The following is a 12306-nucleotide window of genomic DNA, read 5'->3' on the forward strand; positions in this document are numbered from 1 at the left end:
GGCTCTTCGCCAAGTTTAGTGGATCAGGCTGCGAGGAGGAACCGTCGTCGTAAGAGGTCGAGATTGGCGCGACCGTACATGGCGCGCTTCAAGAGCTTGAGACGCGTGATCTGGCCTTCGGCTTGTCCACTGCTCCAAGGCAGTGTCAGCGCGGACCGAACAGCATCTCTATCCTGACCGAGGCTAGCAGCGAAGCTTTCGACGATCCGGACACCGCAGGTTTGCGCTTCGCCCAGCCATTGATCGAACGCCGTGACATCTGATTTTCCTGACGGCTGCCGGCCACAGCGGCTCCGGACGATTCGGCAGAACCGGCGGCCGAGATCGACCACCTTGGCCGCCTCGGTATCCTGCAGGACGCGCGAGACGACCGCGGCCGCCTCAGGGCCGAGGTCTTCGGGCTCCCGCAGGAGATACCAGGACAGCTGCTTGGATGAGGCCAGGGGTGATGCGGTGGAGGTCACAACACGGGTGTCGGTCGGTGCTGGCGACGACCGGATAGTCGTTCCAGCCGGGCCTGCGCGCCGCTCGGACAACCAGCGATGCACCTGCTTCGAGGTGCCGGCAAAGCCGATACCCTGAAGTTCGCGCCAAAGCTGCGCAGCGTTCTCGCAGCCCTCATCGAGGCGGCCATGCAGATGCCCGAGATAAGGATCGAGCATGCTCGGCTTCGGCTCGCGCATGCCGTTCCGGGGAAAGCTCGCGGCGAAGGCGTACTTGCGCACCGTGGCGCGGGCCAAGCCCGTCTCGCGATTGATGCGCCGAAGCGAGTGTCCTTCCGCATGGCGGCGACGCACGTCGTCATAGGCCGCTTCCCATCGACCGCGCGCCGCGGCCCGCGCGAGCATCTCGGACGGTGCGCGCGGGTAGGGCGTGACGCGCCGAATCGATGGCGATGCCGGGGGCACGGCCGGCAACAGCTTCAGACGCGGATGGACGCGGGCGAGCCAGCGCTCGACCATCTGTCGGGTATTGAGCAGGAGATGCCACCGATCCGCGACCTGAACGGCATCGGGCGCACCCATGGCGGTCCCACGCGCATATTCGGTCGAGCGGTCCCGTGCCACGACCTGGATCTGTGGGTCGCGCCGGAGCCGGGCCGCCAGCGTCGAGGCCGAACGATCCGGCAGCAGATCGATAGGACGGCGGCGTTCGAGGTCGACGAGGATGGTGCCATAGGTTCGGCCCTTACGCAGAGCCCAGTCGTCGACACCGACGATGATCGGTTTGGGTCCGGTCGGCAGCGGACATTTGCGGATACCCCGCAGCAGCGTCGTGGCACTGGTGGGCATCGCCAGGTGCGGCAGCAGCCGGGCGGCGGGTGTGGCACCGAGCGCCAGCGCGGTCCGAACCTGGGCATCGGCCAGCCGGCAGGTTCTCTGAGCGTAGCGGTCGAGGAGGCCCGGCAGACGCTCGGCAAAGGTTCGGCGTGCGCAAGCAGGGTCGTGGCAGTAAAAACGTCGGATCGTCAGGGTCAGACGCACCTCCTGACCGCTCGTCGGCAGGTCGGCGGGACGCCGGTGATAGCGACTATGCACCGACCGGCTGACCGTACGACAGCGTGGGCAACGGGCATGATCGCACTTCGCTTGAGCGGAAATGCGAAGGGCAGTGCTCTCCTCATGCGTGACGTGGAGAAGACGACAACCGGGGATGTGACAGAGAAGGGTCATGCCCTGATCTGAGAATCCCCGCCCGGTTCAGCCAGCAGCTACCTTCCGGCATCCCCCCCCACCAACCCAATCCACCAAACTTGGCGAAGAGCCAGTTTTCAGGGGGAAGGCCANAGAAGACGACAACCGGGGATGTGACAGAGAAGGGTCATGCCCTGATCTGAGAATCCCCGCCCGGTTCAGCCAGCAGCTACCTTCCGGCATCCCCCCCCCACCAACCCAATCCACCAAACTTGGCGAAGAGCCACTTTTCAGGGGGAAGGCCAGCACAGCAAGAAAATCCATGTGTCCCGCTGCGGGGACAGCATTGTCTTCAAGTACGGCAAAGGCGATCCTATCAACCGGCGGATCACCGAAATCGACTCAGCGGATGCCGTCGAGTTGGCAACGGCGATAAGTCAGATTTTCGCCGTCGATAATCCCAGCGCGCCCAATCCTCCCATTAAAAAATTCATCGACTCTGTTATGGAGAGGCAGAGACTGGCAACAAGCGTCATCGTTGAACCGTCATCAATGGCTACACCTCAACCACTCACATGCTAATCTGATAGTTAATCAGATATGAAACAACTCAGGGAATCTGGAAACAGATGCCCTGAGTTGTTTTCCAGCTAGAATATTGGCAGGCCGCGCCCGACGATGATGAGCACTATATCTACGCTATAGCCTTCTAATACCGCACGGTGCGACTTCCAGAGCTAGGCCATTTCTAAATGGCCGGGTCGGGTGGACTCCGAAAGGGCGGCTTTCCAGGAGGCAGGTCGCGATGGCTACGGTCCCTTGCGTCGCCGTATTTCCCGAGAACGATCGAGTTTCAAGAAATAGTAGCCGCCTTTCGTTGGCGGTCATCGATACGGGATCATCGTTTTAGATGTATGGTGCAAGACGTCGGTTGGCCGGCATCCATGCTGATAATCCGGTCAGCGTGTGCCCTCCGCTGCCGGCCAGACGACCTCCAGCGCCGTCCCGATGATCCGCCACGCACCGTCGATCCGGGCGTAATGGTCGGCATAGAGGCCGAGCAGCAGCAGCGGATTCGGATCCGGCTTCGACGCGGTTTCGAAATCGATCAGATAGCAGCGTCCCTCCGCCGTGTCGGGTCCGGTCAGCGTGACCTGATGATTGGTGATCGCGTGCATGAAGGGGTAGCGGCCCCGCCCGTCACGGTCGAACTGGCGAAAGGCATCGGCCAGCCCCGCCTTGATCGCGGGCAGCCCCGTCATCGTGCCGACCGTGACCGTCACCGTGGCATCGGGGGCGAACACCTGATCGAGACCGTCGATGTCGCCGCTGTCGAGACTGGCGGAATAGCGCAGTCGAAGCTGGCGGATCTCCTCCACCTCCAGCAGCGCGGCGATGCGGGGATCGATCATGCCCATGCCGCCGCCTCCATGGCTGGGGACCAGGCCGGATAATCGGTATAGCCCCGCGCACCCGACGTGCCGTAGAACGTGGTGCGATCGGCCTCTGCCATCGGGTGGCCTCCTCGCCAGCGTTCGACGAGATCGGGGTTGGCGATGAAGCCGCGACCGACCGCGATCAGGTCGAGCTTGCCGGCCTGCAACGCCGCTTCGCCGGAGTGTCGATCGAAACCGCCCGCCGCGATCAGCGTACCGCGATAGGTGCGGCAGAAGTCGGCGGAGAACGTCTCCGGCATCTTCTCGGCACCGATCGTCAACTGATCGCTCAGATGGACGTAGGCGAGCCGCCGCGACTGGAAGGCTGCCGCCGCTTGCACCCATGTCTCCGCTTCATCGGCAAAGGGCCGCATGTCGTAGAGCCGGCCGAACGGCGAGATGCGGACGCCGACCCGTTCCATCCCGATCTCCGCCGCCACCGCGTCGATCGTTTCCATTAGGAAGCGCAGCCGGTTCTCAACCGACCCGCCATAGCGGTCGTCACGGTCGTTCAGCGCTCCGTTGATGAATTGCTCGAACAGATAGCCGTTGGCCCCGTGAAGCTCGACGCCGTCGAAGCCGGCATCGATCGCACGGCGGGCGGCACGCGCGAAATCCGCCGTGACCCGCGCCACGTCGTCGGTCGACAGCGCCCGTGGCGTGCTGACCGGCACCGGGCCGGGCTTCCCGTCCTCGCCGATCGTGAAGGCGGTGACGCCAACCGCCGCCTGTCCGGTCGGGCCGACCGGCGCGGCGCCACCCGGTTGCAGCGAAACATGCGAGACGCGACCGACGTGCCATAGCTGTGCGAAGATGCGCCCGCCCTCGGCGTGCACCGCATCGGTGACATGGGCCCATCCGGCCTTTTGCGCGTCGTTGAAGAGGCCCGGCGCGTAGAGATAGCCGCGTGCCTCCTCCGACACCGGCAGCCCTTCGGTGACGATCAGGCCGGCCCCGGCGCGTTGCCGATAGTAAAGCGCCGTCTGCGCGTCCGGGATCTCATCGGGGGCGCGGGCGCGGGTCATCGGCGCCATGACGACGCGGTTGGCAAGTCGCCGGTCGCCCAGATCATAGGGTTCAAACAACATGGTCATCGGATGGCCCTTGATTGGTTCAGGCCGCCAGCGCGTGCGCGGGCGGGCGAAGGCTCGGGAAATGCGGCAGTACGTCGCGCACCAGATCGTCCATCAGCGCGGCATGCGGGCGACGGCTGATCTTGGGATTGAGCGCGGCATGGTTGATGCCGGCATCGCGCGCCTGTCCCAGAAACTCCGCCAGCGCCTTGCTGCCTGTACGGAAGCCGGCGCGGATCTGCTGCATCGGCTGGTCGCGGTCGGCGACGAGGTCGAGGTAGCCGGCGATGCCGATCGGCTTGAAGACGCCGTCGCCCGCCTCGCGTTCGACCAGACCGCGCCAGTCGTCCGCGAAGTCCGTGAGGCGGTCGATCGACGGCGACGGCGCGATGAAGCCCTGCATGTTCGCCGCCACCCACTCCAGCGACTGCTGGCCGCGGCCGATGGCGATCGTCGGGATGGGTCCGAATGCCGGCTTGGGCACTAGATCGAGCTGGCCGTCGCCGCGTCCGAAGCGCGGCGAGGCAAAGTGCGGATAGTCGGTCCCGATCACCGTCCGATAAACGTCGAACGCGTCGCGGAACCGTTCGCCGCGCGTGGCGAAATCGATGCCGAACAGCGGATATTCGGACGGACGATCGCCCGACGACAGGCCCAACATCATGCGACCTGCCGACAGCCGATCGACGGTCGCCACCTGCTTGGCGAGCAGCTTGGGCTCGCGCAGCGGCAGGACGATGCCGGCCGTTCCCAACGCGATCGACGTCGTGACCGATGCGATCGCGGCGAGATAGGTCAGCGGCTCGAACACCTGACCCGCATCGCCATAGCCGGGATCGTAGAACGGCACGTCGCGCATCCACAGCGCGCCGAGGCCCGCCGCATCGGCCGCGATCGCCGCAGCGATATGGCCGCGCATCGTCGGTGCGGGCGCATCGGGGTAGGTTTCCAGCGGCATGATGAGGCCGAGCGTCAGCGCCTTGGGCGCGAACAGGCTGTGGTGGCCTGGGTGACGGGATAGGGAAGCGGCAGGCATCGGATAACTCCTTCGTCCCGCCTCTATCTAGAGCCTCGCGCACGGACGATAATGTGTTGCGTATGACGATCACTCCGTCCTAGCATTCCACAATGGACGTGCAGGACCTCGCTGGAGTGATCGAGTTCGTGCGGGTGGCGCAGGCCGGCAGTTTCACCGCCGCCGCTGCCACGCTGGGGCTGACCGGGTCGGCGGTTGGCAAGAGCGTGTCGCGGCTGGAGGCCCGCCTCGGCACCAAATTGTTCCACCGCACGACTCGGCGGATCACGCTGACCAATGAGGGCGAGGTCTATTACGAAAGCTGCGTCCGCGCTCTGGAGGAACTCGACGATGTCGAACAGCGGCTGATGACCGGGCGCAGCGAGCCGGTCGGCCGCGTCAGGCTGGACCTGCCCGGTGCGTTCGGGCGACGCCATGTGCTGCCGATCCTGCAGGAACTGGTGCTGCGGCATCCGGGCCTCGACCTGTCGATCAATTTCAGCGAGCGGACCGCCGTCATCGTCGAAGAAGGTGTCGATCTGGCGGTGCGGATCGGACGGCTGGCGGACGACGCCGATCTGGTCGCCGTCCCGCTCGGTCGCCAGCGGCTTGTGATCTGTGCGTCACCCTCCTACCTCGCCGGACATGGTACGCCATCGATGCCGGCCGACCTCGCCTCGCGGGACTGCATTACCGGCTGGCGGCGGGACGGGCACCCCGCTTGGTTGCTGCGGCAGGCGGATGGGACCATCACATCCGTCCCGGTGCGCGCGCGTCACGAACTGAGCGACGGCGAGGCGATGGTGGCAGCGACGCTCGCCGGCGGTGGCCTGTGCCAGCTCCCCACCTGGCTGTTGGCCGAACACCTCGCGAGCGGTGGGGTCCGCACGGTGCTGGACGATCACGCCGGTGCGGAAATGCCGATCCATGCTGTCTGGCCCCGGTCCCGCTACGTGCGCCCCGCCATCCGGGTGATCGTGGCGATGCTTCGACAGCATGCTCAGATGCGGCCCTCTCCCTTTTACGCCTGACGGCCACCATGCCGCTCGATATCGACGGCAATCCGTCCGACCTGATCCGGCATGCAGCGATGGCTTGGTTGATCGGCCAGCACGATGCCATCGCAGGTGATCGTCTTCGAACACCGGATTATCCCACGCCTGCCTTCGCGATCCGGGCAGGCTGTTTTCAGACGGCGTAAGACCCCGGCGCTTCGGGTCACGTCACAATGTGGCGTGCTGGCCACGCTTTCCCGGAAAGGAACCCCGATAAAGACGAGGGACGCGTTTTCGGAATCGATCGACAATCGGAAATGTCCGGCAGATGGATGCCCGACCTTTGGGAAGCGGTCGCCCGATCGAATGGCGTGATCAGATAGTGATATGGCGCGCTTGGCCACTGACCATTGGGTCGCTGCAAGGCACTTAGAGCGCCCAACAGAACGGTGCCGTGAGGGCGGTCGTGCGTTGGTGTTGCATGGCCCGCTCTCTTCTTCCGGACGATCTCTGGCATGAGATCGCCCCACTACGTCCACCTCCCCGGCCGCGTCCGAAGGGCGGGCGACGCTCCATCGAGAACCGTGCGGCCCTGACCGGCATCCTGTTCGTGCTGCGCTCGGGATTGCCCCGGGAGATGCTGCCGGCCGAGATGGGCTGTGGCTCGGGGATGACGTGCTGGCGTCGCCTGCGGGATTGGCCGGCGGCGGGCGTCTGGGTCCGCCTGCATGGGGTGCTGCTGGGGCGACTTCACGAAGCCGATCAGCTCGACTGGAGCCGGGCCAGCCTGGACAGCGCGTCTGTCCCGGCGAAAAATGGGGGCCTGCGACTGGCCCGAACCCGACGGATCGCGGTAAGCCGGGCACCAAGCGCCACCGCGTCGTCGATGCCCGCGGCACACCCTTCGGCCTGACCTTCACGGGAGCCAACCGCCACGACAGCGTGATGATGGCCCCGACCCTGGATGCGATCCCGCCTGTGCGCAGCGGCCGGCGCGGTCGCCAACGCCGCCGTCCCCACAAGCTTCATGCCGACACGGCCTACGACGCCCGTGCCCGTCGCCAGGAGTGCCGCGCCCGTGGGATCGTGCCGCGCATCGCCCGACGCGGGATCGAGAGTAGCGAGAAGCTCTGCCTTCACCGCTGGGTCGTCGAGCGTACCCACGCCTGGTTCAACCGTTTCCGACGCCTGCCCGTCCCCTACGAGCGCCGCGCCGACATCTACCAAGCCTTCACAACCCTCGCCGCCTGCATCATCACCCTCAATCAGACCAGACGGGGATGCCCCAACCACCTGCCCGTCGGCGGAGACCGCCATGATGCACGCCTTGTCACTGCTCGACCCTGCCTTCGCGCGATGGGCACGGGCTATAAGGCGCCGTGACATGCTCACCAGGGTCCAACGCATCACCGCCGGGATCACCGACTACTTCAGGACGCGGAGCACCGAGTGGTTCGCGGCCGCCTTGCTGCTCTAAATTGGGTAGATCCTGGTCAGCCCCCCGCGTCGTTTCCTCTATCCGCCGCCTGGACAGTGATAGCGGCGCATCTGCCCGAGGAAACGTGGGGCGCGATCATGCAGCCATCTCCTGCACGCGCCTGCTCGGCCTCGGCATCAATGGGACGTTCCGAACGTTCCCACATCCGCGCTGCGACCGCGGTCATGGCGTGCGCCCTCTGGTTCGAGTTCGTGGTGTCGATCTGGCAGGCCATGGTCGCAGTCGCGGCAGGCAGCGAGCGATTCATCGCCGAGAGCAACGGAGACCCGAAGCCGTTCGTCTCGAGCGCCGACACGGATCGCATCATTCCGGCTACACAGCGCCAGTATCGAGTGTGCGCCGCCCACCATTAGCCGAGGCGAACAATAGAAACCCCACTGATACCGAGCGAGCGGTCGTGGGGTGATTTCAGCATCGTCGTGCCACCGCGCGCGACACGTTATACCAAGCCTCGTTGAGCGAGACTCACGCGGGGTAGCGTCGCTATCTGGGCCATGATTCCGTGGCCCATCACCTCGAAGAGATCGCTGCGACCGTCGCTCCGGGTGCCCACGCCGTGCTCCTGCTCGATCAGGCCGGCTGGCACACCACCAGGACGCTGCCCGTCCCCGACAAGATCATCCTACTGCCCCTGCTGGCGCGCTCACCCGAACTCAACCCCGTCGAAAACCTCTGGCAGTTCATGCGGGACAACTGGGTCGGCAATCGCTTCTTCCGATCCTATGCCGACATCCTCGACCACTGTTGCGACGCCTGGAACAGGCTTATCGCCCAGCCCTGGCGCATCACCTCCATCGGATTGCGCCAATGGGCACATGCGTGCTGATCAATGGGAGTTGGTATCACGTATCATCCGACCGACCCAGCGGAGGGACGCGCAGCTCCGAAGTCCCGCCCTCAGCCCCCTACGCTCGCCTGGCTCACGAACTTCGTGGTGAGGTAGGCCTCGATGGCCTCCGAGCCGCCTTCGCTGCCGTAGCCCGAATCGCCGACGCCACCGAACGGCGTCTCGGGCAGGGCCAGACCGTGGTGGTTGATGCCGATCATCCCGCTGTGAACCCGTGCGGCGACCTCGGTCGCCCGTGTGCCGGAGCGGGTGTAGGCATAAGCCGCGAGACCGTAGGGCAGGCGGTTGGCCTCGGCGTAAGCCGCTTCGTCGTCGGAAAACCGCTGGATCAGCGCGACGGGCCCGAACGGCTCCTCGTTCATGATGCGGGCCTCGACCGGCACGTCGCAGAGTACCGTGGGGGCGAAGAAGTTGCCGCGGTTGCCGATGCGGTGCCCCCCGGTCCGCAGGTCCGCCCCGCGGGCGACGGCGTCGGCGCAGAGGGATTCCATCGCCTCCAGGCGCCGGGCATGGATCAGCGGCCCCATGGTGGTCTCGGGATCGAGACCGTCGCCGACCTTGCGTGCCTCGCTGAAGGCGACGAAGCGATCGCGGAACACTTCATAGATCGAATCGTGGACGAGGAAGCGGGTCGGTGCGACGCAGACCTGGCCGGCATTGCGGAACTTGTTGGCGCCGAGGACGGCCACCGCCTGCTCGATGTCGGCGTCGGCGAAGACGAGGGCCGGGGCATGGCCGCCGAGCTCCATCGTCACCCGCTTCATGTGGCGCCCGGCCAGGGCCGCGAGTTCCTTGCCGACCGCGGTCGAGCCCGTGAACGAGATCTTTGCGATGACCGGGTGCGGGATGAGATAACCCGAGATCGCAGCAGGATCGCCGTAGACGAGCGAGAGCACATCGCCCGGCACGCCGGCGTCGAGGAAGGCGCGCACGAGTTCGGCGCAGCTCGCCGGGGTGTCTTCCGGTCCCTTCAGGATCACCGGACAGCCGGTGCAGAGGGCGGCCGAGACCTTGCGGACGGCCTGATTGATGGGGAAGTTCCAGGGGGTGAAGGCCGCCACCGGCCCCACGGGCTGGCGCAGGACCATCTGGACGACGCCGTCGGCGCGGGCCGGGATGATGCGGCCGTAGGCGCGCTGCCCCTCCGCCGCGAACCAGTCGACGACATCGGCGGCCGCCAGGGTTTCCATCCGCGCCTCGGCCAGGGGCTTGCCCTGCTCCAGGGTCATGATGCGGGCGATGCCGTCGGCGCGCTGACGCAGGAGATCGGCGGCCCTGCGCATGGTCTTGCCGCGCTCGAACGCCGAGACCCGACGCCAAGCTGCAAAGCCGCGTGCGGCGGCCGCGAGCGCGCGGTCGAGATCGGCCGGGGTGGCGATGGCGCAGGTGCCGAGCGTCTCGCCGGTGGCCGGGTTGAGGACCGGCAGGGTCTCGCCGCCGGCACCCTGGGCCCAGGCACCAGCGATGTGAAGGCTCACGTTCGGATACGTCATCGTCCGCTCCCACGCAGTTGGATCTGCGCGGGTTGTCCGCCCTTCGCGCGCCGCCCGCAACCCGCGCGGTGCCGCTCCGGACGTCAGGCCGCCATGCGCTCCGCCACGGCCTGATCGGGTCCGCGTAGAACCACGCTGCCCCCCCGCGTCGCCTGGAGGGTGCCGCCCTTCGGCACCACGTTCCAGCCTTCGCGGCACCCGTCGATGGGCTCGGAGACCACCACGAGGCCGGTCTCGGTCTGGCGGTAATACAGGCTCGGGGGTCGTCCGTCGCAGGCCCAGCGATAGGCGGTGAGGGTCTCGCCGTCCGTGACCACGGCGGTGAAGCGCAGGGGCTCGGCCGCTTCGGCGGCCTGCATGAGATCGCGCACGATCGAGAGGGTGCGGGCCATCGCACCGACGGGGTCCTCGGCGAGGCCATTGGCGAGGGCCAGGAGGAAGATCGCTTCCGAATCCGTCGTGCCGCGCCGGACGTCGTAGAGATCGTCGGGGATGAGGGCTTCGAGGCGGCGCTTGATCTTGTGGTAGCCGCCGATCTGCCCGTTGTGCATGAACAGGTGCCGGCCATGGGCGAAGGGGTGGCAGTTCGCCCGCGTCGTCGCCGTGCCCGTCGAGGCACGGACATGGGCGAAGAACATCCGCGCCCGCACCTGTTGGCACAGGTTGACGAGGTTCTCGTCGGACCAGGCCGGGCAGACGTCGCGGTAGAGGCCGGGCTCGGCCCGCTCGCCGTACCAGCCGATGCCAAAACCGTCGCCGTTGGTCTCGGTCTTCGCCTCCGTCGCGTGCAGCGACTGGTGGACCAGCGAATGCGTCGGCGCGCAGACGAGGTCGGTCAGGAAGACGGGGTCACCGGAATAGGCGAGAAAACGGCACATGGCAGGCAGACACCTCCTGTGGGATTCGGGCGGGGCGCCTCCCATCCGCCGGTGAGCGACCCCGCTTCGCGCACCTGCCGTTTCGTCATCGGAGCCCCGACACTCGGGCGATCGTGGTGAACAGAACGTTAACCCGCCGCCGGACCGAGGCTGTGCCGCTTCGATGCAAGAGACGCACCGCATCCCTGCGATGGACCCACACCGTGGCGAGAAGACGATGACGGCGGCGCGAAGGACCACGGATGCTCGACCGGGATCGACGGTTGCGGGAACCGCATAGCCGAATTCGCACTTGCGACCCTTGTCCAACAAGACGTGGCAGCGCAGCATCACTCACAGAGAATCAGCGCTCGAACCGATCGTCTCCTCGATCGGTACCAACGCACGCCGTCGCGCCGACGACCTGACTTCGATTCAACCCCGACTTCGCTTCAACAGAGCCCGACTTCGCTTCAACAGAGAAGGAGACTTCATGGCCCAGCCCCTGCCGGATTGTCCGATCGCCCTCGTGGTCGAGGACGACGCTGCCGTGCGCGACCTCGCGACGGCCGTGCTCGAAGAGAGCGACCTCGATGTCATCGCCTGTGACAGCGCCGAGGCGGCGATCTCCGTGCTCGAACGCTCCGGCGGCAACGTCGCCCTGCTGTTCGCAGATGTACGCCTCGGCGCCGGCATGGACGGAATCGACCTCGCCACGGCCGTCGGGCGCCGGTGGCCGGACGTGCGGGTGGTGCTGACCTCCGGCGGCGACGCCAAGGGTGCCGGGCGTATCCCGAGCCGGGCGGTCTACATGCAGAAGCCCTGGCGCGCCCTCGACGTCCTGGTCCAGGCCGAGCACGCCACCGTGGCGGTCCGCGCAGCCTGAGTTCTCACGCACCGCCGCGCATCCCTGCGGCGGTACCGTTCCGACAACGAAAAAGCCCGACCGCGAGGCGGCCGGGCTTTTTCGTGACCGGGTCCGATCCTGAAGGGATCGGACCGACGGGATTTCAGGATGCGGCGCCGCCGACGGGGGGCAGCACGGTCGGGGCGGTCGGGGCGAACGGCGAACCGCCCGGGCGACGCGGCGCACCGGCACCGAAACGGGGCTTCGGCTTCGGAGCGGCGATCAGGCCCTCGCGGATGGCGGTCTTGCGCGCCTGCTTGCGGGCGCGGCGGACGGCCTCTGCCTTCTCGCGAGCCTTGCGCACGGAGGGCTTCTCGTAAGCCTTGCGCTGCTTCATCTCGCGGAAGATGCCCTCGCGCTGCATCTTCTTCTTGAGGACGCGGAGAGCCTGATCAACGTTGTTGTCGCGAACGAGTACCTGCAACGGTCTAGATCCTCTGAGACATAGGTTTGTTGAACAGCGCCGATCCCGGGGCCAATCGCGGTCCTGGAAGGAGGATGGAACCGACAAATGCCCCGGACCCGGAATTCTCTTCCGGGCGGGACGTCGG

The 12306-nt window shown here is 66.6% G+C and carries 11 protein-coding genes and 2 pseudogenes; 6 read left to right on the forward strand and 7 right to left on the reverse strand.

Annotated features, from left to right (window positions below; all coding sequences use genetic code 11):
- Positions 1-23: 23 nt before the first annotated feature.
- The 4 genes from ASF27_RS11560 to ASF27_RS11575 all read right to left on the reverse strand — a co-directional run bounded on the left by ASF27_RS11560 (position 24) and on the right by ASF27_RS11575 (position 5179).
- Positions 24-1673: an ISL3 family transposase gene (locus tag ASF27_RS11560; protein WP_056360257.1), complete on the reverse strand. Its 1650-nt coding sequence runs from the start codon at positions 1671-1673 to the stop codon at positions 24-26.
- Between the two features lie 920 nt (positions 1674-2593).
- Positions 2594-3052 carry a nuclear transport factor 2 family protein gene (locus ASF27_RS11565; protein ID WP_244480994.1) on the reverse strand — a complete coding sequence of 153 codons (459 nt, stop codon included), beginning with the start codon at positions 3050-3052 and terminating at the stop codon, positions 2594-2596.
- Complete coding sequence (locus ASF27_RS11570) at positions 3043-4164, reverse strand: alkene reductase (RefSeq protein WP_056360260.1); 1122 nt, start codon at positions 4162-4164, stop codon at positions 3043-3045. The genes ASF27_RS11565 and ASF27_RS11570 overlap by 10 nt, the downstream gene beginning before the upstream one ends.
- A 19-nt stretch (positions 4165-4183) precedes the next feature.
- A complete protein-coding gene (locus ASF27_RS11575; protein ID WP_056360261.1) occupies positions 4184-5179 on the reverse strand; it encodes a TIGR03571 family LLM class oxidoreductase in 996 nt (331 codons plus the stop codon).
- 116 nt (positions 5180-5295) lie between these two features.
- Between ASF27_RS11575 and ASF27_RS11580 the strand changes: the two genes are divergently transcribed.
- From ASF27_RS11580 to ASF27_RS11595, 5 genes and pseudogenes are all read left to right on the forward strand, one after another.
- Positions 5296-6189: a LysR family transcriptional regulator gene (locus tag ASF27_RS11580; RefSeq protein ID WP_200918810.1), complete on the forward strand. Its 894-nt coding sequence runs from the start codon at positions 5296-5298 to the stop codon at positions 6187-6189.
- Positions 6190-6197: 8 nt separating this feature from the next.
- Entirely contained in the window at positions 6198-6359 is a 162-nt protein-coding gene (locus ASF27_RS22270) for a hypothetical protein (protein WP_156369022.1), read from the forward strand.
- Between the two features lie 275 nt (positions 6360-6634).
- Positions 6635-7437 (forward strand): annotated as a pseudogene (locus ASF27_RS21585) (IS5 family transposase); the annotation flags it as partial.
- Between the two features lie 378 nt (positions 7438-7815).
- The gene (locus ASF27_RS11590) at positions 7816-8004 is read left to right on the forward strand and encodes a hypothetical protein (protein WP_056267222.1); all 189 of its coding nucleotides are present in this window, start codon (positions 7816-7818) and stop codon (positions 8002-8004) included.
- Positions 8005-8147: 143 nt separating this feature from the next.
- Positions 8148-8477: pseudogene (locus ASF27_RS11595) on the forward strand (transposase); the annotation flags it as partial.
- A 71-nt stretch (positions 8478-8548) separates the two neighbouring features.
- Here ASF27_RS11595 and ASF27_RS11600 read toward each other — a convergent pair.
- The gene (locus ASF27_RS11600; protein ID WP_056360269.1) at positions 8549-9991 is read right to left on the reverse strand and encodes an NAD-dependent succinate-semialdehyde dehydrogenase; all 1443 of its coding nucleotides are present in this window, start codon (positions 9989-9991) and stop codon (positions 8549-8551) included.
- 83 nt (positions 9992-10074) lie between these two features.
- The gene (locus tag ASF27_RS11605) at positions 10075-10869 is read right to left on the reverse strand and encodes a class II glutamine amidotransferase (RefSeq protein ID WP_056171100.1); all 795 of its coding nucleotides are present in this window, start codon (positions 10867-10869) and stop codon (positions 10075-10077) included.
- 472 nt (positions 10870-11341) lie between these two features.
- Between ASF27_RS11605 and ASF27_RS11610 the strand changes: the two genes are divergently transcribed.
- Positions 11342-11734 (forward strand): response regulator, encoded by a 393-nt coding sequence (locus ASF27_RS11610; RefSeq protein WP_056171103.1) that lies wholly within the window; start codon positions 11342-11344, stop codon positions 11732-11734.
- A gap of 124 nt (positions 11735-11858) precedes the next feature.
- Here the strand turns inward: ASF27_RS11610 and rpsU are convergent, their stop codons facing one another.
- Positions 11859-12179 carry a 30S ribosomal protein S21 gene (gene rpsU, locus ASF27_RS11615; protein WP_056171108.1) on the reverse strand — a complete coding sequence of 107 codons (321 nt, stop codon included), beginning with the start codon at positions 12177-12179 and terminating at the stop codon, positions 11859-11861.
- Between the last annotated feature and the right edge of the window lie 127 nt (positions 12180-12306).

Origin of the sequence: Methylobacterium sp. Leaf102 (assembly GCF_001422425.1) — a bacterium.
Lineage (GTDB): Bacteria > Pseudomonadota > Alphaproteobacteria > Rhizobiales > Beijerinckiaceae > Methylobacterium.